The 19,010-nt window shown below is 44.1% G+C and carries 23 protein-coding genes and 1 pseudogene; 20 read left to right on the top strand and 4 right to left on the bottom strand.

Features of this window, described 5'->3' with window-relative positions; translation table 11 throughout:
• Positions 1–28 precede the first annotated feature (28 nt).
• From B5G00_RS16240 to B5G00_RS20000, 3 genes are all read left to right on the top strand, one after another.
• Positions 29–652 carry a 4Fe-4S binding protein gene (locus B5G00_RS16240; protein ID WP_087274647.1) on the top strand — a complete coding sequence of 208 codons (624 nt, stop codon included), beginning with the start codon at positions 29–31 and terminating at the stop codon, positions 650–652.
• Positions 652–1,527 carry an SIR2 family NAD-dependent protein deacylase gene (locus tag B5G00_RS16235; RefSeq protein WP_087274680.1) on the top strand — a complete coding sequence of 292 codons (876 nt, stop codon included), beginning with the start codon at positions 652–654 and terminating at the stop codon, positions 1,525–1,527. The genes B5G00_RS16240 and B5G00_RS16235 overlap by 1 nt, the downstream gene beginning before the upstream one ends.
• A 78-nt stretch (positions 1,528–1,605) precedes the next feature.
• Positions 1,606–1,857 (top strand): winged helix-turn-helix transcriptional regulator, encoded by a 252-nt coding sequence (locus B5G00_RS20000; RefSeq protein ID WP_087274645.1) that lies wholly within the window; start codon positions 1,606–1,608, stop codon positions 1,855–1,857.
• A 50-nt stretch (positions 1,858–1,907) separates the two neighbouring features.
• Here the strand turns inward: B5G00_RS20000 and B5G00_RS16225 are convergent, their stop codons facing one another.
• Entirely contained in the window at positions 1,908–2,495 is a 588-nt protein-coding gene (locus B5G00_RS16225) for a TetR/AcrR family transcriptional regulator (RefSeq protein WP_087274643.1), read from the bottom strand.
• A gap of 200 nt (positions 2,496–2,695) precedes the next feature.
• Here B5G00_RS16225 and B5G00_RS16220 point away from each other — a divergent pair, with 200 nt between their 5' ends.
• Positions 2,696–3,301: a cytidylate kinase-like family protein gene (locus B5G00_RS16220; protein ID WP_087274641.1), complete on the top strand. Its 606-nt coding sequence runs from the start codon at positions 2,696–2,698 to the stop codon at positions 3,299–3,301.
• Positions 3,302–3,376: 75 nt separating this feature from the next.
• Here B5G00_RS16220 and B5G00_RS16215 read toward each other — a convergent pair whose 3' ends face one another.
• Positions 3,377–3,985, bottom strand: a complete 609-nt coding sequence (locus B5G00_RS16215; protein WP_087274638.1) for a TetR/AcrR family transcriptional regulator — start codon at positions 3,983–3,985, stop codon at positions 3,377–3,379.
• Positions 3,986–4,202: 217 nt separating this feature from the next.
• On the opposite strand from B5G00_RS16215, the gene B5G00_RS16210 reads away from it, so the two are divergent.
• The 12 genes and pseudogenes from B5G00_RS16210 (at position 4,203) to B5G00_RS19690 (ending at position 14,893) form a co-directional block, all read left to right on the top strand.
• Complete coding sequence (locus tag B5G00_RS16210; RefSeq protein ID WP_087274636.1) at positions 4,203–4,550, top strand: SCP2 sterol-binding domain-containing protein; 348 nt, start codon at positions 4,203–4,205, stop codon at positions 4,548–4,550.
• 44 nt (positions 4,551–4,594) lie between these two features.
• Complete coding sequence (locus tag B5G00_RS16205; RefSeq protein ID WP_087274634.1) at positions 4,595–5,539, top strand: alpha/beta hydrolase; 945 nt, start codon at positions 4,595–4,597, stop codon at positions 5,537–5,539.
• Entirely contained in the window at positions 5,539–6,942 is a 1,404-nt protein-coding gene (locus B5G00_RS16200; RefSeq protein WP_087274678.1) for a condensation domain-containing protein, read from the top strand. Before B5G00_RS16205 ends, B5G00_RS16200 begins: the two co-directional genes overlap by 1 nt.
• Before the next feature lie 25 nt (positions 6,943–6,967).
• On the top strand, positions 6,968–7,201 hold the full coding sequence (locus B5G00_RS16195; RefSeq protein WP_087274632.1) for an acyl carrier protein: 234 nt from the start codon (positions 6,968–6,970) through the stop codon (positions 7,199–7,201).
• A gap of 29 nt (positions 7,202–7,230) precedes the next feature.
• On the top strand, positions 7,231–8,739 hold the full coding sequence (locus B5G00_RS16190; RefSeq protein ID WP_087274676.1) for an AMP-binding protein: 1,509 nt from the start codon (positions 7,231–7,233) through the stop codon (positions 8,737–8,739).
• Between the two features lie 108 nt (positions 8,740–8,847).
• On the top strand, positions 8,848–9,015 hold the full coding sequence (locus B5G00_RS16185) for a hypothetical protein (RefSeq protein ID WP_162613519.1): 168 nt from the start codon (positions 8,848–8,850) through the stop codon (positions 9,013–9,015).
• Between the two features lie 111 nt (positions 9,016–9,126).
• Positions 9,127–10,431, top strand: a complete 1,305-nt coding sequence (locus B5G00_RS16180) for a 2-hydroxyacyl-CoA dehydratase subunit D (RefSeq protein WP_162613518.1) — start codon at positions 9,127–9,129, stop codon at positions 10,429–10,431.
• Complete coding sequence (locus B5G00_RS16175; protein WP_087274627.1) at positions 10,425–12,101, top strand: acyl-CoA dehydratase activase; 1,677 nt, start codon at positions 10,425–10,427, stop codon at positions 12,099–12,101. The genes B5G00_RS16180 and B5G00_RS16175 overlap by 7 nt, the downstream gene beginning before the upstream one ends.
• Positions 12,102–12,171: 70 nt before the next feature.
• Positions 12,172–12,417: pseudogene (locus tag B5G00_RS19995) on the top strand (hypothetical protein); the annotation flags it as partial.
• A 380-nt stretch (positions 12,418–12,797) separates the two neighbouring features.
• The gene (locus tag B5G00_RS16165) at positions 12,798–13,673 is read left to right on the top strand and encodes a hypothetical protein (protein ID WP_087274621.1); all 876 of its coding nucleotides are present in this window, start codon (positions 12,798–12,800) and stop codon (positions 13,671–13,673) included.
• A gap of 298 nt (positions 13,674–13,971) precedes the next feature.
• On the top strand, positions 13,972–14,730 hold the full coding sequence (locus B5G00_RS16160) for an NAD-dependent epimerase/dehydratase family protein (protein ID WP_330396389.1): 759 nt from the start codon (positions 13,972–13,974) through the stop codon (positions 14,728–14,730).
• Positions 14,693–14,893: a hypothetical protein gene (locus B5G00_RS19690; RefSeq protein WP_330396388.1), complete on the top strand. Its 201-nt coding sequence runs from the start codon at positions 14,693–14,695 to the stop codon at positions 14,891–14,893. The genes B5G00_RS16160 and B5G00_RS19690 overlap by 38 nt, the downstream gene beginning before the upstream one ends.
• A gap of 288 nt (positions 14,894–15,181) precedes the next feature.
• Here B5G00_RS19690 and B5G00_RS16155 read toward each other — a convergent pair whose 3' ends face one another.
• A complete protein-coding gene (locus B5G00_RS16155) occupies positions 15,182–15,715 on the bottom strand; it encodes a MerR family transcriptional regulator (RefSeq protein ID WP_087274618.1) in 534 nt (177 codons plus the stop codon).
• Between the two features lie 54 nt (positions 15,716–15,769).
• Positions 15,770–16,408 carry a YczE/YyaS/YitT family protein gene (locus B5G00_RS16150; RefSeq protein ID WP_087274616.1) on the bottom strand — a complete coding sequence of 213 codons (639 nt, stop codon included), beginning with the start codon at positions 16,406–16,408 and terminating at the stop codon, positions 15,770–15,772.
• Positions 16,409–16,668: 260 nt separating this feature from the next.
• Between B5G00_RS16150 and B5G00_RS19410 the strand changes: the two genes are divergently transcribed.
• The 4 genes from B5G00_RS19410 (at position 16,669) to B5G00_RS16140 (ending at position 18,985) form a co-directional block, all read left to right on the top strand.
• Entirely contained in the window at positions 16,669–17,091 is a 423-nt protein-coding gene (locus B5G00_RS19410; RefSeq protein WP_242971393.1) for an MATE family efflux transporter, read from the top strand.
• Positions 17,092–17,165: 74 nt separating this feature from the next.
• Positions 17,166–17,519 (top strand): hypothetical protein, encoded by a 354-nt coding sequence (locus tag B5G00_RS19405; RefSeq protein ID WP_442856357.1) that lies wholly within the window; start codon positions 17,166–17,168, stop codon positions 17,517–17,519.
• Between the two features lie 51 nt (positions 17,520–17,570).
• Positions 17,571–17,969: an MATE family efflux transporter gene (locus tag B5G00_RS19400; protein WP_242971397.1), complete on the top strand. Its 399-nt coding sequence runs from the start codon at positions 17,571–17,573 to the stop codon at positions 17,967–17,969.
• A 179-nt stretch (positions 17,970–18,148) separates the two neighbouring features.
• Positions 18,149–18,985: an SDR family oxidoreductase gene (locus tag B5G00_RS16140; protein ID WP_087274614.1), complete on the top strand. Its 837-nt coding sequence runs from the start codon at positions 18,149–18,151 to the stop codon at positions 18,983–18,985.
• Positions 18,986–19,010 lie beyond the last annotated feature (25 nt).

Below are 19,010 nucleotides of genomic sequence, written 5' to 3'. Positions count from 1 at the left end.
AAATTGTTGTATATATGGAGGATAACAAATGAACGCAGAAATATGTTTAAAAAAATTACAATATGTGGGAGTCCTGGCTTTTGCCACAGTGGATTCCCAGGGCAATCCTCAGATAAGAAATATCAGCGCCATCCATTATGAACCAGATGCTCTGTATTTTTTCACTGCCCGGGGAAAAGATTTCTGCCGGGAGCTTCTGGAAGACGGCAGGGTACAGATACTGGCTTATACCAGATACAAGGAGATGATACGCTTAAGCGCAAAGGCACTGCCGGCGCCCCGGGATGAACAGGACCATTGGATAGAGAAGATTTTTCAGGAGCAGCCCTATCTAGCCAATGTATATCCGGGAAATACAAGAGAAATAGGTATTGTATTTGAAATCCGAGACGGGGCTATAGAGTACTTTAACCTGGGAGTCCGGCCAATCTTCCGGGAAAGCTATACAATAGGACAGGGTAATGTTACACTGAAAGGGTATCAGATCACAGAAGACTGTATCGGCTGTGGGACATGTATAGAGCACTGTCCTCAGGGATGTATAGAGGCCGGGCAGCCTTACCGGATACAGCAGGAGCACTGCCTTCACTGCGGAAGCTGTTTCGAGCAGTGTCCGGTATCTGCAGTGAAAAGACTGGGAGGTAGGGAATGATGTTTCCAAATATATTAAGAAAAGATCAGGAAGAATCGGATTTTCAGAAAATCCAGAGGTTCAGGAAGGCGCTGGAGAAAGCGGAGGCAGTGATCATCGGTGCAGGAGCAGGGCTTTCTACCTCTGCGGGATTCTCCTATACCGGAGAGAGATTCCAGAGATATTTTTCAGATTTTGCTCAAAAGTATGGTTTTCATGATATGTATTCCGGGGGCTTTTACCCTTATGAAACCCTGGAGGAACATTGGGCCTATTGGAGCCGGTATATCTATCTGAACCGGTATATGGACCCGCCCAAGCCGGTGTATGAAAACTTGCTGGAGCTGGTGAAAGAGAAAGATTACTTTATCCTGACAACCAATGTGGACCATTGCTTTCAGAAAGCGGGATTTGAGAAAGAACGGCTTTTTTATACCCAGGGAGACTACGGACTGTTCCAGTGCTCAGAGCCCTGCTGCCAGGAGACCTGGGATAATGAGGAGGTCATCAGTGAAATGGTCCGGCAGCAGAAACAGATGCGGATTCCCACGGAACTGGTGCCCCGCTGCCCTCATTGCGGAAAGCCCCTTACCATGAACCTTCGTTCCGATGATACCTTTGTTCAGGATAAAGGCTGGTATCAAGCATCGGAGCGGTACAGCAGGTATATCCGAGAACATCAGGGAAAGAAAATCCTGTTTCTGGAGCTGGGGGTGGGATATAACACCCCGGTGATCATCAAGTATCCTTTCTGGCAGATGACGGCACAGAATCCCAAGGCGGTTTATGTCTGCATAAATTATGGAGACGCGGCAGCGCCAAGAGAGATTGCAGAGAGGTCTATCTGTATTGACGGGGATATTCTGGAGGTGCTAAAAACTAAAGTAAAAAAATAAATTCAACACCATTTTAGTGCGAAACACACTCTATGTTATTTGCTTTTTTAATCGAGGTATTCACCAAACTTATCATAGTTGGAAAGTGAATCTGCGCTTCAAGAAAAAATCAGCAGAAACTCTTTTGTAGAGTCGGAAAAACAATTAAGTGATGAAGAAAAGAAAATATTAGAATATATCCGAGCACATGGAATTATTACCAAAAATGACGTTGTCGGATTACTGGAAGTAAGTGCATCCACGGCTACCAGAGTCATCAGAAAAATGGTAAAAAACAACTTGCTAAAACAGAATGGAAAAGCAAGAAACACAAATTACACTATAAAATAAATTCGGCATTTTAAAAATGGTGCGCAATAAACGTAACACTTCAGTAATCATCAAGAATCCTTCCTAACCAGCCCCACCCCCTCCATTCCATGAAGGATCAAATTGGTAGTCAGAGGAATCATATCTTCCATAGGGATCTGCTGCTGGCCATTGGCTTCCCATTGACGGAAGATCACACCCAGACAGACAGAAAAATAGGTGATGATAAGGCTGCTCTCAAAAGGTCCGTATTTCGCAATATGGTCATATTTTTTGAACAGCTGCTCCTGGATCAGATCGGAAGGGCTCTTTTTTTCCGGAAAGTCTCCTTTTGTAGAAAGGACAATTTTGTCCACATTATCTAGGGAGGCCATGATTTTAAAGCTTCTCCGGATAATGATCTCTATATCTTCCGGAAAACTTGTCTCTGCTATCATCTGGACAGCAGGGTCCATAATTTCAAGCTGCAGTACAGCCAGAAGATGATCCAGAGAAGAATAGTGGAGATAAAAAGTTTTTCGGTTGATCTGAGCTCTCTGGGTAAGCTCTTTAATGGAGATTTTGGAATAATCCATTTCGCAGATCATCTTTCGAAAGGTTTCACGTATAAGATTTTCGTTTTTTATAAACCGCAGATCCTGTTTTGAATGCTGTTTCATCTTTTGGCACTGCTCCTTTATACCACAATTTTTGAAAAATGTATAATAAGCCACAAATAAAAACCTGTGTCTATTGTTGTAATCGCTTTTTTAAATTATAATACTATAGTGATGAACAATCAACAGGAAGCCATTATTATATTTGTGAGAATTAATCAACGGATGTGGCTTAACTGTTAGAAGATAGAGGAGGTATAAGGATGAAATATCGATATATTACAATTGAAAGAGAATATGGAAGTGGAGGATCGACTATCGGAAAAGAACTGTCAAAGGTCTGCAATGTGCCTTGCTACGGACGGGAAATCCTTGAAACTGTAGCCCAGAAACGTGGTATTTCTGTAGAGCGGATTAATCAGTATGAGGAGAAGGCTACAGGAAGCCTGATGTATTCTCTTTTCCTTATGAATCGTGTTCAGGCAGGGGATGCTAACATGCTGCCGGAAGAGGGAAAAGTATTTTTGGACGAGCAGCTTGAGATCAGACGTCTGGCCCAGAATGGACCGGGGATTTTTATGGGACACTGTGCCGCATATGCACTGAAAAATCAAAGAGGTGTGGCAAAGGTCTTCATTTATTCCAGTGATGAGCAGGCAGTTAAGAAGAGGATTGAAAAAGAGTATGGAATTGACCCTCAGAACATAGATTCCACCAGGAAGTATTATAATAAAAAGAGAGCTGCCTATTTTCGGGCAAACACAGGAAGAGTATGGGATGATAAGAAAAACTATGATATCGTCCTTGACTCAGCAACCCTGGGTGTAGAGGGATGCGTGAAAGTGCTGAAAGGACTTTTTGAAGAATAAAAAGATATGAAAATAGAGAAAGGGCTGTCCCGCTGAACAGTTAAAGTTTAGCAGGGCAGCCCTTTCTTTTTATCCCTAGCTCTTCAGAAAGTTCAGGGAACCTGGCGGATTGCCGGTGCCTTGTTCCAGAAGAGAGATCAGAGCACTGATGGTAGTTTCGATTTCTTCTTTTGAAGAAGGAACCAGTGTGTTATCCATCTTTACCGTCAGAACGATCAGCACGATTTCTGCCAGAGATTCCGGGTCATCAAAATGAATTTCTCCTGACTCCACGCCCTGCCGGATGATTTCCGCCAGTACAGGCTTCAGCTCAGTGATAATGTGATTTACATATTTTTGATGAAGGAATATCTTGGACTGGGTGCTGGAGTCTGTGCTGTCCTCTGATTTTAGAAATTCAGAGGAAGAATTCCTGCAGGCCTGGAATATCATCGCCATTCTTGTAAAAGGAGAGATTTCGGTTTGATATGCCAGAGCTTTTGCTGTCTGAAGAGGCTTTTCATAATTGCGTTCTACCAATGCCTGGAGGATTGCATCTTTTGACGGAAAGTAATAGTAGATGCTTCCTTTTCCAATCCCAGCCGTGTGGGCAATCTCACTGACCGAGATATTCTGTAATTCCTGGTTTTCCAGAAGCGTCTGAAGGGCATCCAGGATCTTATGGTATTTTACCGGATTTGGCATATACATCACCTTTCTGAGTTTCCGTAATAATAAAGATAATATAACACATACAGATGAAAAGGACAAACCATAAAAACTTACAAAAAAACAAAAGAAACCTAGGAATATTTTGCAAGTACCGCCAGTTGACCGCTGGCCGAAAAAGTGTTAATCTAACATAAAAAGAAATATGACCATTGGTCGAAACGGGCCGAAAAAGGTCGAAAAGGAGGATGCTATGACCTACGCAGATATGTTTTCAAAGGTGAAAGGGATGCTGATGGACGCAGATGTAAGCGACATTCAGGAACATCTGGCATATCAGTTCAATATCACAGGCGAGGCAGAAGGGATTTTTTATGCTGAGGTAAAAGAGGGAAAGCTGTATGTGGAACCTTATGAATATTTTGACAGAGATGCGATGTTTACCTGTTCTGCAGAAACCCTGTTTAAGATCGCAGATGGAAAGGCCGATCCTATCCTTGCGGTAACTCTGGGAAAATTAAAAGTGGAAGGCAATATTGACAAAGCCTTAAAACTGAAAGATCTGATCAACAGTAAAAAAAAGAAGAACAGCAAAAAATAATTGAGTAACTGAAAACAGGATGTTCAGAAAAGCAGGTGAAGAAAATGGGTAATTTACTGAAAGGAGCAGCAGGACTTCTGGGAGCCTTGGCGGCGGCAGAAGCAGCCGGTACCGCATATTTTTACAGAAGGACCATGAAACGCTATAATGCCAAGACAGAACGTACCATGAAGATGTCCGGTGTGGACTGGGAACAATATTTTCCCATTATGCACAAGAGAAGCGCCTGGATGATGGAACAGCCACATCAGGAGGTATGGATCCGATCCAGAGATGGCCTGAAACTCCACGGCACCTATTTCAAAGGTGATGGAGGGACAAAGGCAGTCATCTGTTTCCATGGCTATACCAGCAAAGGGTTGAATGACTACGGCAGTCTTTCTTATTATTATCTGAAACATGGATTCCGGATGCTGCTGATTGACGAAAGGGCTCACGGAGAAAGTGAGGGAACATATATTGGCTTTGGTACCATGGACCGGTATGACGGAATGGAGTGGATCAAATGGATGATCCAGGAGATCGGCCAGGACGCCCAGATTCTTCTTCACGGAAATTCTATGGGAGGCGCTACTGTCTGCATGATGGGAGGAATGGAACTTCCGTCCCAGGTGAAGGGAATTGTCTCTGACTGTGCCTTTACCTCCGCAAAGGATGTATTTACCCATGTACTGCACAGCATGTATCATCTTCCGGCTTTTCCCATGATCCAGATCGCAGATAAGCTGAATAAGAAAAATGCCGGGTACGGCCTGGATGAGTGTAATGCCGCCAGGGAAGTGCGCAGGGCAAAAACGCCGTTCCTTTTTATCCACGGAGAAAAAGATGTTTTTGTTCCCTGCTGGATGTGTGAGGAAATCTACAAAAACTGCGCAGCGCCGAAGACGAAACTGATTGTAAAAGATGCAGGCCACGGAGAGAGCTATTATAAGGATACGGCAGCATATGAAAAGGCCCTTGATTCATTTATCGGAGGAATAATGAAATGATGAGAACAAGAAAAGGACACAAAGTATACCCGTTGACTGTAGCACAGAAATTCCATCTGTACTACCTGCCTTTCTGCCCCAGTGCAGCAGTGCTGAATATCGGTACCAGCGTGACGATTGAAATCGAGATCGACTGGGACCTTCTGGCAAAATCCATTAATAAGGCTTATGCAAGAAGCGAAGGCATGCGGATCCGCTTTGCAAAAGATAAAGAGGGAAACTGGTATCAGTATGTGGCAGACCCGGAAGAGATGAAGATTGAGTTTGCAGATTTCTCTAAAGGAACCATGGAAGAGGCTGAATCCACCATGCAGCAGTGGACTACAGTACCTTTTAAGATGGAAGATTCCCAGATGAGCCGGATCGTTATGATCCAGATGCCTGACGGATTTAACGGAATCTATTTCCTGGTACATCATATGATTGCAGACGCCCAGTCTCTGATCTGCTTTATGAAAGACATTATTGAGCTCTATTGTAATGAAAAATATGAAGGAGTTCCTTATCCGAAGGATATGGCTTCCTACATCGACCAGCTCAAGAAAGATCTTGCCTATGAAGCGGGAAGCAAGGCACAGTTAAGAGATATAGAATTTTTCCAGAGAGAGATAGAAAAAGGAGAGCCTATTTACAACGGCATCCATGGAACAGACAAGCTGGAGGCTGCCCGGGCCATGTTTAAGGACCCGAAACTGCGCACTGCATTTAACGCTTCTGACGATACAAAGTCTGCCCTGGACATCTTTCATCTGGAAGCAGATCCTACTAAGAGACTTATGGATTTCTGTGAAAAATATCATGTGTCTCTGGCCTGTCTGCTCCTTATGGGACTGCGTACATATTTCCAGAAGATGAACGGTTTTGAAGATGTGTCTATCAATAATGCCATTGCAAGGCGGGCTACTATTCGGGAGAAAAAATCCGGCGGCACAAGGATCCATTCCTTCCCTATCCGGACAGTCTTTTCCGAAGATATGAAATTTATTGACGGAGTCTATGCTATCCGTGACAAACAGAATGAGATTTTCCGCCATGCAAATTATGACCCTACGGCATACTTTGCTTACCGTTCCAAAATCTATCCCCAGCCTCATGCAGGCCTGACCTATGAACCAATCTCCCTTACTTATCAGCCGATGACCCTTCAGGAAAATGGCCTTACAGAGCTGGGGGATATCCGCTATAAAACAAAATGGTATCCCAATGGAACCTGCCCTCAGGGAATGTATCTGACGGTTATGCACCGTCCGGAAGACAACGGACTGGACTTTAATTTTGAACATCAGATCAAGGCAGTGTCCAGAGAAGAACTGGAATATCTCTATTATTATCTGTGCAAGATCATGTTCAAAGGAACAGAGAACCCGGATCTGACTATTGGTGAGATCATCAAGCTGATATAAAATAAATTGAGAAGGAGAAAAGCTCATGTTTGAAAAATTAGTTGATATTATCTGCAGTTATGTAGAAGTGGAAAAAGATAACATCCGTCCGGAATCCCGGTTCATGGAGGATCTGGGATTTACTTCCTATGATTTTATGAGCATGCTGGGAGAAATTGAGGATGAATTTGATGTAGAGGTAGAGCAGGCAGACGCTATGAATATCCGTACTGTACAGGAAGCCGCAGATTATCTTGAAAAACTCACTGCCGGGAATTGACCCTGCCCGGAGAAAGGATGGAAAGAAATATGCTTTGCAGTACTGTCCGCCAGATTCTGGTCAATACAGAGCAAAAATACGGGCCGGAAGATGCCATACGTTATAAAATAAGCAAAAATGAAATAGAATCGAAAACCTATACCCAGCTCAGAGAAGACAGCGAAAGCTTTTCCTGTGTTCTCAGGGATCTGGGAGAGCAGGGAAAACATATAGCAGTCATCGGAACCACTTCTTACCCCTGGCTGACTGCTTATTTCGGTACAGTGAACAGCGGAAGCGTGGTGGTGCCTCTGGATGTAAACCTTTCCGCAGAAGATGTATGCGACCTGATACACAGGTCGGATTCCACCGTTCTGGTCTATGACGAGGCAAGAAAAGATGTGGCAGCTATAGCAAAAGAGCGGTGTCCACAGCTGAAAATCCTGATCTCTATGCAGCAGCAGGACCATAATGAGCAGGCCTATGCTTTCTGGAAGCTGCTGGAAGAGCACAGGGGAAGCTTTGACTATATGCCGGACCCTGATCAGCTTTGTACCATTATGTTCACTTCAGGAACTACCGGAAAGAGCAAAGGGGTTATGCTGACCCACAGAAATGTAGCGGAAAATGCTACCTGTCTAGACATGAAGATCCCTGAGAGGATCGTTATTATGACGGTGCTTCCTATTCATCATGCATACTGTCTGAGTATGGACATTCTGAAAGGGGTATCTCTGGGAGCTGTGATCTGCATCAATGATTCTCTCATGCGTGTGGCTAAGAATATTAAGTTGTTTAAGCCGGAGATGATCCTCATGGTGCCTCTGATGATCGAGACCATGGCAAAGAAGCTGGAGGAGGCCGCCCTTCTTCCTGCAAAGATCGTAAAGAATCAGGTCTTTGGAAAACAGTTCCATACCATCTGCAGCGGCGGCGCTTACCTGGATCCTTCCTATATAGATTTATTTGCGAAATATGATATTATTATCCAGCAGGGCTATGGCATGACTGAGTGTTCTCCGGTGATCAGCACTACTCAGAAATGGAATATCCGAAAAGATGCAGTGGGACAGCTGCTGCCCAACTGTCAGGCAAAGACTGTAGACGGAGAACTCTGGGTAAAAGGCAGCAGCGTTATGCAGGGATATTATAAGATGCCGGAGGAAACGGCAGAGACCCTGGAGGACGGCTGGCTGAAGACCGGCGACCTTGGCTATGTAGACGAGGATGGTTTTGTCTATCTCACTGGAAGAAAGAAAAACCTCATTATCACGAAAAACGGCGAAAATGTTTCTCCTGAAGAGCTGGAAAATGCCCTTAGCACCAACCGCCTGGTAGGAGAAGTCCTTGTTCGCGAGCATAATGGTGTGATTGAGGCAGAGATTTATCCGGATCAGGATTATGTGAAGAAAAAAAGGATCAAAGATGTAAAGGCAAGTCTTCAGGAAGTGATTGATGAGTACAACAGGACGGCGGCTCCTCAGAAAAAGATTTACAGTCTGATCGTCAGAGACACAGAGTTTGAAAAAACTACCACAAGAAAAATTAAAAGATTTTAGCACAGCAGGGGCCGTGGGAGAAAGCCATTTTAGTCCCTGATAGATGAGAGAATAAGAATCCCTTAGTTGGACGAGCTGTTTCCTGACAGTCCGACTGAGGGATTTTTTGTGACTGCGGCCTGGAATGAGGAAATCTTGGGGGAGGAGGCAGAAAATGCCAGGCAACTGCGGCCCAGTGTGACTTACATGAGCTACACAAGCCACTCCATTCAGAGGGGGCGGCAGAACATGCCCCTGGAAATTTCGGCAAAAATGTGGTATACCATTATTCTGTAAGATTTTTCTTTGCAGGCAGGAGAATAGCTGTTCCAAGCTATCCCAACAGGCAGGGAGGCCTGGCCTGCTGCTGCAAGGACTATGGACTATTTGAAGACTGGAGGATATAGGATGTGGATTGCAGACAAATACATTGATCATGTAAAAGAACAGACAATGGAACATCCCGGGGAAAGCTGGGAAAAGATGCTTCTTGGATTTAAGGCAAACAAGCTCCGTACAAAGCTCCTTCCTAAAAAAGGTATCTCCAAAGGATATCAGAAGCTGGAGGCCATGATGATGTCTTTTGTGGCTGATTCTTTAGGAAAACCGGACAGTTATGTATGGGGAAATATTTTTGCTCCTTCTGAACTGATTGGATGTTTCGGCCTTAACACACTTTCTATTGAGTGTCTTTCCTGCTATTTCAGCGGTTATCATCTGGAAGATTTTTTTATAGACTATGCCCAGAATACGGGGATTGCTCCGACTCTGTGCTCCTATCACAAAACCTTTGTAGGTGCTATTGACAGCGGCGCAGTTCCGGTTCCGGAATATGCAGTGACCACTTCTCTTTCCTGTGACGGAAACCTGAATACTTTCCGGTATCTGGAGAAGAAGAAAGGCGTACCCTTTACTTTCCTGGACGTTCCTTACAGAGATGATGAAGAATCTGTAGAGTATCTGGCAGAGCAGTTAAAAGATTTTGCCAGGGAGCTGGAAAGCCGCTTCGGCAGAAAATTCGAGGAAGAAAAGCTCCGGGAGGCCATAAGGATTGAGAATGAGACCAGAAGAGCCCTGATGGAATTCTTTAAGCTCCAGAGCGAGAGATACTATCCCGGAGAGCTGATCAGCCATCTTTATATGATGATGGGCATGCATCTTCTCATTGGCAGACAGGAATTTCTGGATCTGATCCGATTTATAATCCAGGATATTAAAAACTATCCTAAGTTTGAGGGAAAGAAGATCCTGTGGATACATCTGCTGCCCTTCTATCAGGAAACTCTTCAGAGCTATTTTAATTCCAGCCGGAAATATCAGATCATTGCCAGCGACATTATTATGGATTCTATGGAAGAAATGGACGAAGCAAAGCCATTTCATGCCCTGGCTAAGAAGATTATACGGAATCTTTATAATGGTTCCTATTCTCATAAAGCAGAAATGGTAGGGGAACTGGCCCGGACCCTCCAGCCAGATGCCGTGATTCAGTTCTGCCACTGGGGATGCAAGCAGTCTTCCGGAGGCAGCGTGCTTCTGAAAGAAAAGCTGCAGGAGATGGACATTCCTATGTTGATTCTGGACGGAGACGGAATTGACCGGAGGAACAGCCATGACGGACAGATCAAGACCAGGCTGGAGGCATTTCTGGAAATGCTGGGAGCTGGAGACACAGAAGAGACAGTTGAGAAGGAAGAGAAGAAAATATGCTAGGATATATTTGTAAGTATGCTCCTGTGGAGATTTTTCAGGCTATGGGAGTGGAAATGGAGCGGATTGAGCCCGATGTGGCAAATTTTAACCAGGCGGAGATCCGAATGCACCCTAATATCTGCAGCTTTGCCAAGGGAGTTCTGGAAGAGGTCATGAAAAAAGACTATGAAGGCGTTATCCTCACTACCTGCTGCGACAGTATCCGCCGTCTGTATGATGTGCTGAGAGAAGAATTCCCTGAGAAGTTTATCTATATGCTGGATACCCCCAGGATTACCAAAGAGGCGGGAATTGCTCTTTATGAGCAGCGGATCCGGGTGATGATCCAGGAGTATGAAAAATTTTCCGGGAAAAAATTCCAGGAAGACAAGTTTCTGGAATATCTGAAAGAGCGGCAGGAAGAACAGCAGTACGCTATAAAAAACAATTCTGTCAATATCGGTATTATCGGTGCCAGAGCCAACGAAAGTATTAAAAAAATCCTGGAAGAGAAGGGGGCCAATGTGGCCTTTGATCTGACCTGTACCGGACTTGGAAGAAAGATTCTGGCAGATGAAAAAGAAATCCTGGGCGGCTATGTCCGGGGACTTTTAAGCCAGTTCCCCTGTATGCGGATGGAACTGGCATCTAACCGGGATGAACTGATCCGTCGGTTTGCAGGAAGTGTGGACGGTATTATCTACCATACAGTGCAGTTCTGTGACAATTATGCCTATGAATATGCCTGGGTGAAGGAATGGCTGGACCGCCCCATGCTCCTGCTGGAAACAGATTACACCCGGCAGAGCAGCGGACAGATACGGACCAGAATCGAAGCTTTTCTGGAGTCTCTGACTCCAGACATACCACAGCCGAAAAAAACAGGAAAGGGAGACAAGACAATGTATGTAATGGGAATAGACAGCGGTTCCACCTCTACCAATGCGGTGATCATGGACCAGGACAGAAAGATCCGGGCATTTTCTGTAGTGCGCACCGGGGCAAAATCCGGAGTCAGCGCCCAGAAAGCCTTAGAGGAGGTTCTGGAGAAAGCAGGCCTTTCCAGAGAAGATATTTCCTGGATCGTTTCCACCGGATACGGACGGGTCAGCATTGATTTTGCAGATGAAAATGTAACAGAGATCAGCTGTCACGGCAAAGGGGCCCACTACTTTAACCCAAAGATCCGCACCATCCTGGATATCGGCGGACAGGACAGTAAGGCCATCCATCTGAACGAAAAGGGAGAGGTAAAGGACTTTGTCATGAATGACAAGTGCGCCGCAGGAACAGGCCGCTTTCTGGAAATGATCGCCCGGACTCTGGAAGTTTCCCTGGATGAGCTGGGAGCCATCGCCCTGACTTCTACAGAGAAGATTGAGATTACAAGTATGTGTTCTGTTTTCGCAGAATCGGAGGTAATCTCTCTGATCGCCAACAATAAAGAGAAGGCAGACATCGCAGAGGGAGTCTGCCACGCCATTGCCAACAAAGCCTTCGGGCTTTTGCGCCGGGTAGGCATGGAGCCGGACTTCATGATGACAGGAGGCGTAGCCAAGAACCCTGGTGTGGTCCGGGCTGTGGAAGAGAAGATTGGCGCCAGTCTTTATATCTGTGAGGAACCGGAAATCGTAGGAGCTGCAGGAGCGGCCCTGTATGCTTTGGAGAAGTGCGGGTTCTGTTTCATTTAACATGGGTGAATAGAGCAGAAAAATTCCTTTTTTCTTTTTTGATGATATGGTAGGAATATTAAAGAAGGCTCTCCAGAGGAATATCACCTTTAAAAGCCATGGAAACGTAGGATATCAGGCCATGTGGTATTTTATCGCATGGATCGTGATTTTCCTGAGTGTAACCATCATCACAGGAGGAGTGTCTATGGTGATTTTTTTCTTTGTGCTTAAGATCATTTTCCCGGAGGGAGAGAAAAAAGAAGCTATCCCCTCATGCCGAGAACATATATGCCATGTCAGAGCGGGTAAGAATTCTATACAGAAAACGCCTTGAAAAAAGATTACATCTTTGTAATATATTACAAATAGACGCCTTTCGCAGTGCTATGTTAGAATAGTCTCAAAGAAAGGAGGCTCTTCATCACGGAAACAACGATTGCAAAAAACATTTCTACCGCTGATGAAAAAGCAAACTATGACGCATCCTGCAAACGCCTTCTGGCAGAAAAGATTATTCTAGTGTACTGTATCATTTACTTTCAGCATAATGACGACGAATGAACTTTTCACTCTGCAAGGCGGAGGAATGAGGCGTAGTGGTGGCTACGCCGATTGACGACAACGCCGCAGATGGAAGTTCAGGCAAGTCATTATGCGAAATGTGAGTGATACAGTACACTAACATGGATCATGAAGAGCTGCCTTTGGGAGTACATGGACTGCGAAATCAATGAGATTGCAGAAAAGTACATTGAAGAGAAACCACAGATCGGAGAGATTCCTGTGGCACCTGACGAAAGAAAAAGCGCTCCTGTGATACAGGGAACAGGAGTGGAAGACACTACGATAACAGAAGGCACAGTTACCTTTGATATCCGCTTTACTGCTGCTGTGCCTTCTGACTATAAAAGCTCTGGAAGCCCTGACAGAGAAAAAATAGGCCTGATCCTCAACGTGGAAGCCCAGAACCAGTTTTATCCCGGATATCCCTTGGTGAAAAGAGGAGTCTACTATTGCTGCCGGATGATTTCCAGCCAGTATGGGACGGTTTTTACCGGCAGTCATTATGAGAAGATTAAAAAGGTGTATTCTATCTGGATATGCACCACTCCCCCAAAGAACCGGGAACATACCATTACAAGCTATGCCTTGGCGGAAAACAATTTTGTCGGACAGGTAAAAGAGGAGCAGAAAAACTATGACCTTTTGTCTGTATTTATGATCTGTCTGGGGAATCCCGAGGCAGAGATAGGATGTGGGATATTAAAACTCCTTTCTGTGTTGTTTTCATCAGAGTTCAAAGCAGAGGAGAAAAAGAAGGTCTTAGAAGAAGAATTCCATATCCAGATGAGTCAGGCCTTTGAAGAGGAGGTGTCAAATATGTGTAATCTAAGCGAAGGTGTAGAACAGAAGGGCATTCAGATAGGCCTTCAGAAAGGGATACAGACGGGCATACAGCAGGCACTTACAGAATCTATTAAAAATCTTATGGATACCATGAATATGACAGCTAAGGAAGCTATGGATGCCCTGAAGATAAAAGAAGAGGACCGTTCTCAATATACAGAGCTGTTGAAAATTCAAAAATAAGCATAAAGTCCCAGTGTACTGACACGATTATAATTCAACTAATGATTTGTCCAAAAACATATTATTACAAAATCTAGAGTAGCTATATATCCTATAAAATGGGTTATAGCTACTTTTTTCATAACAATAGACAATCTGTAGGTGTGGAGCCTATTGTCTCCACAGGAACACAGGACAAGCGGCAAAACTACGGTTTTAATAATACGGAAACAATACGTAAATAAAACGGAAATGTGCTTTCTTTATGATAGTTTCATCAAGTGATAAAACTGAAAAATAAGAAAGCGAGGTCTTTTCTATGGGAAAAACAGTATATTTAGTAACCGGGGCAGCAGGATTCTTGGGCAGCCATGTATGTGATGAACTTTTGAAACGGGGAGACTATGTAAGAGCTCTGGTCCTTCCGGGAGACAAATCTATGAAATATATTCCAAAGGAAGTGGAGATTTCAGAAGGGGATCTCTGTGATGTAGATTCTCTGGAGAGGCTTTTTGCCATACCTGAAGGGGACAGCTCCATTGTGATCCACTGTGCCAGTATGGTAACCACCAATCCAGACTTTAACCAGAAGCTGATGGAGGTCAATGTTGGCGGAACGAAAAATATGATCGAGATGTGCCTGAAACATCCGGAGTGCAGGAAGATGGTCTATGTAAGTTCTACAGGAGCAATTCCGGAACAGCCTAAGGGCACTCCTATCAGAGAGACATACCAGTTTACGCCTGTTGATGAAAGCAGGCAGGTGGGCTGTTACAGTCAGTCCAAAGCCCTGGCTACCCAGGCGGTTTTAGATGCTTTCAGGGAAAGAGAATTAAAGGCCTGTGTAGTCCATCCCAGCGGTATCCTGGGACCAAAAGATTATGCGGTGGGGGAGACTACAGGTACAGTTATTAAGATCATGAACGGAAAAATGCCGGTGGGCATGGGAGGCTCCTTATTTTTACGTTCCCATCCGTATGGCCTATGTACTTGCCAGATATATGGAGAAGAAGGCCAGAAAGACCGGAGAGAAACCTCTGTTGACAAATTTTGCAGTGTACAACCTTGCAAGGAATAACCAGTTTGATTATTCTAAAGCAGAACGGGAACTGGGATATCATACCAGGCCTTATGAAGAAACGCTGAAAGACGAGGCCCAGTGTCTGGTAAAAGAAGGCTATATTGCGCATACAAAGAACCGGAAAAAGGCTGTAACGGGACATGGAGTACAAACTGCCTGATATTTGTTCTATACGAATCCGTACTCTTGTAAGCTGCCCCTCTTTTTGTGAACTGCCTACTTCATCAATGAGACGTTCCTCATAGGCATCCCCTATAATGCGGCAATCTTTTTCTTTTATGAAGGTAAATATACGGTCATATATTTCTTCTGTATTTTCCAGCCCGCCCTTTCCAAAAGCAGTTGCATAATATCCTTCAGAAATCATATTGTTTGCATACCGGATATCATTGACATAAACCATAATATTGGAAACCTTCGATATATGTCCACTTGAAAGCGTTTCTCCTTATATGAGATATCCTTCCGGATAGCCAAAAGAAACATGATTTTGCTTACACTTTGTATAAAAATTCAGCCATATATCATCAGGAATAGATTTACGGTCTGCCAGGAAAGGATCGCTGATGAAAATGGGAACTTTTTTGAAGTATTGTATCTGAACTCCGTCAACCCTGGCAGAAACACCTTCTTCCAGTTTCTGCAGTTTCATTCCAAGCATATCCTGAATGGACTGGAGCTCCTCAATTTTACTGACTAAATTCCTTTCCTGCTCTTTTAAGAGAGAGATTGCATTTTCCGGAGAGATATTCGCTGTATATTCTTTAATTTCAGATAATGGCATACCCAGTTCCTTTAAAAGATTAACTACAGCAATCACATAAATCTGATCATGGGTGTAATAACGGTAACCGTTAGGGGCAGTATATTTTGGTGAAAAAACCCCGGTATTGTCGTAAAAAATCAAAGCTTTTCTTTTGATTTCAGAGATGCGGGAAAACTCACTGATGGTCAGATAATTGTCTTTTTCCTGTTTTTTCATTAAAAGATCCTTTCAAAAACTGTCTGGTATATATACAGTGTTGTACTGAGATTGTCAATGGAACAGTTTATTTGTCTGCTTTGTTATCTGCCCTACAAAAACAGCTGCAGCTATAGTTCCTTCTCTTACCCCACTTAGTTCACCGAGAAACAGAAATGATAAAACAATAGAAATGCAGACTAAAATGATGTCAAATATCATTTTCATATTTCCAAATTTAATGGGTGTTATTTTACAAATGGAAAGGACTACGCCTTCACCAGGCGTGGTGACCAAATCAGCATTCACCTCCAGACTGACCCCGAATGCTATTAGAAAAGTTCCTAAAATACAGAATATCCATTGCTGAAAATAACTGGAACACATAATTGGATGTATGATACGCTGGGCTAAGTCAATTGCTGTTCCAAATAGAATAGCTGCCGGAAATTGTAAAAGCTGAAACCAGTCATACTGTTTCCGCAAAATTGCTATCTGCATTAGAACAAAAATAAAATTCATGATAATAGTAGTTGTTCCCACTGACAGTCCGGAAATTTCAGAGGTTACATAAGGGACACTGGAAATGGGAGAAGTACCCAATCCGGCCTTAATAGAAAAGGCGACTCCAAAGGCCATGATAATAAGTCCCAGACACAAAAACACAAGACGCTTTACCGAATGATTCATTTTGCTGCTGATATTTTCTTCCATGATTTTCCTTCCTTTCTACTTTTCTGCAGAGGAACTAAGTACACTGGAACATTAAAATCCAATGAAAAAAGTGGAACAAAACCAGTAATGGTCTTATCCCACTTCAACAATCTTATTGATTGCAAGTCCTCTGACAAGCGCTTTTTATTGTAACACCAGTGATTTTCAAAGTCAACGGAATTTATGCTTCTACATACTTGACTGTCAAGTAACTATACAGCGTATATTGAATGCACATGATTTTACCAGGAGGGACCATTATGAACTCAAGAAGCAAACAGATTTTATATTACATACTTCCATCGGCAGGCGGACTGTGCGTTACCTATCTGTATAATATTGTGGACGGGATTTTCGTAGGACAGGGAGTGGGAGCCCTGGCTCTGGCTGCAGTTAATATTACAGTACCCTTTATCACTGCATTAGTAGCCATTTCTACTTTATTCGCCATGGGAGGTTCGACGGTGATTGCCATCCGTCTGGGCCGGGGAGATAAGAAAGGGGCGAACGATGCGTTTATGACTGCCCTGGTGCTGACTTTCCTGCTTTCTATCCTGCTTTTGATCATAGGAATGACGTTTTCGGAGCAGATTGCACGATTGTGCGGAAGCAGCGAAAGGGTACTTCCTCTGGCAAAAGAGTATTTATTTTTTACACGGCATTTGCAATTCCTTTCCTTCTGAGTAACTGTCTTGCCATTTTTGTCCGCAATGACGGCGCTCCGGGCCTGGCATTTGGGGGAATGTGCGCAGGGGCTGTGGCAAATATTTTTTTGGACTGGCTTTTTATTTTCCCTATGAAGATGGGGATCATGGGAGCAGCAGTCGCCTCCGGACTGGGCCAGGTCCTTTCTTTTGTAATCCTGATCAGTCACTTTATCCGGAAAAAAGGAGACCTGCGAATCGGTAAATTTACACATTCCTTTGCATTAGTTAAAAAAATATGCAACCGTGGTGTGCCAGAGTGCTTTTCCCAGTTGAATACGCCTGTCACTGCATTCTGCTATAACTGGGTACTGGCTGGTACGCTGGGGGATATGGGTGTGGCGACTTTCAGTGTACTGAGTTTTATCTATTCTCTGGCAAATGGGGTTCTATCCGGCGTGGCCTAGGGACTTCAGCCTTTATGGGGGCAGGCTTTTGGTAAAAATGACAAAGAGGAGCTGAAAACAGATTTCCGGACAGGAATGAAGATTAATCTGGGGGCATCTGTGGTGATTTACGGGATTCTTGCTCTCTTCCGTATTCCGGTTGTGAGACTCTTCAACAGTGAACCTGAGCTGGTAGAGATGGCCTCCGGTGCGCTGCCGATATTTGCTATATCCTTTGTGTTTATGGCAGTGAATCTGATCTTTACCGCTTACTATTATTCAACGAAACAGACATGGAAATCCAATATTATCGCTGTAAGCAGGGGAATCCTTGTTAAGGCCGCAGCCATATTCCTGGTACTGGTTCTGCTGGGAGAAACATGGGTGTGGGCCTCTGCAGCAGCGGCAGAAGGGATTACTCTGGTCATTATTTTTATCATTGGAACCCATGAATACTGCTCTCGGAAATGAGAGCATTGTCTATGGTTTAGGGTAAAAAGCCATTCTTAAAGTGTAATAGTTCAGATAAGTTTTACTTATCTATAACGCCGGAAAATGAAATTGATAAATTGGTAAATGAGCATAAAATAGAAGCTGGTACAGAGGAGAACATATTATCTGAAAGTATTTTGAGACAGGAGAGGGTTATCATGAAAAAAGAGGTAATGATTTTAACAGGAGCAGGTCAGATCGGTATGGCTATTGCAAGGAGAATGGGCCATGGAATGAAAATCCTTATCGGGGACAAGAAGCCGGAAAACGCCCAGACTATTGCAAAGATCATGAAGGATGCAGGATTTGATACAGAGGCTGTGGAAATGGACCTTTCTTCCAGAGAGTCCATAAAAAGACTTATAGCAAAGGCTCAGGAATATGGAGATATTGCCATGCTGGTAAATGCTGCCGGAGTATCTCCCAGTCAGGCTCCTGTGGAAGCCATTCTGAAGGTGGATTTGTACGGTACTGCTGTGCTGCTGGAAGAAGTGGGAAAGGTAATCAAAGAAGGGGGTGTGGGAGTGACCATTTCCAGCCAGTCCGGACATCGGATGCCTGCCCTTACACCTGAAGAAGATGAGTTGCTGGCCTGTACCCCAACAGAAGAACTGCTGGATCTGGCAGTCCTTCAGCCGGAGAATATCCGGGATACTCTTCATGCTTATCAGCTGGCAAAGAGATGCAATGAGAAACGTGTGATGGCAGAATCTGTAAAATGGGGAGAAAAGGGTGCAAGGATAAATTCCATTTCTCCGGGAATCATAGTGACGCCTCTTGCTATAGATGAGTTTAACGGTCCAAGAGGAGATTTCTACAAAAATATGTTTGCTAAATGCCCGGCAGGACGTCCCGGAACTGCAGATGAAGTGGCAAATGTGGCAGAGCTGCTTATGAGTGAGAAAGGATCCTTCATTACAGGAGCGGATTTTCTCGTCGACGGCGGAGCAACGGCGTCTTACTTTTACGGGCCATTAAAGCCGGAAAAATCATGAGAGAAAGGAACTTGGGAAAGAAAGA

Source organism: Blautia sp. An46, from assembly GCF_002161645.1.
GTDB classification, from domain to species: domain Bacteria; phylum Bacillota; class Clostridia; order Lachnospirales; family Lachnospiraceae; genus Blautia; species Blautia ornithocaccae.
The sequence above is the reverse complement of the archived record's forward strand: the minus strand, read 5'-3'. Positions and strand labels throughout refer to the sequence as shown.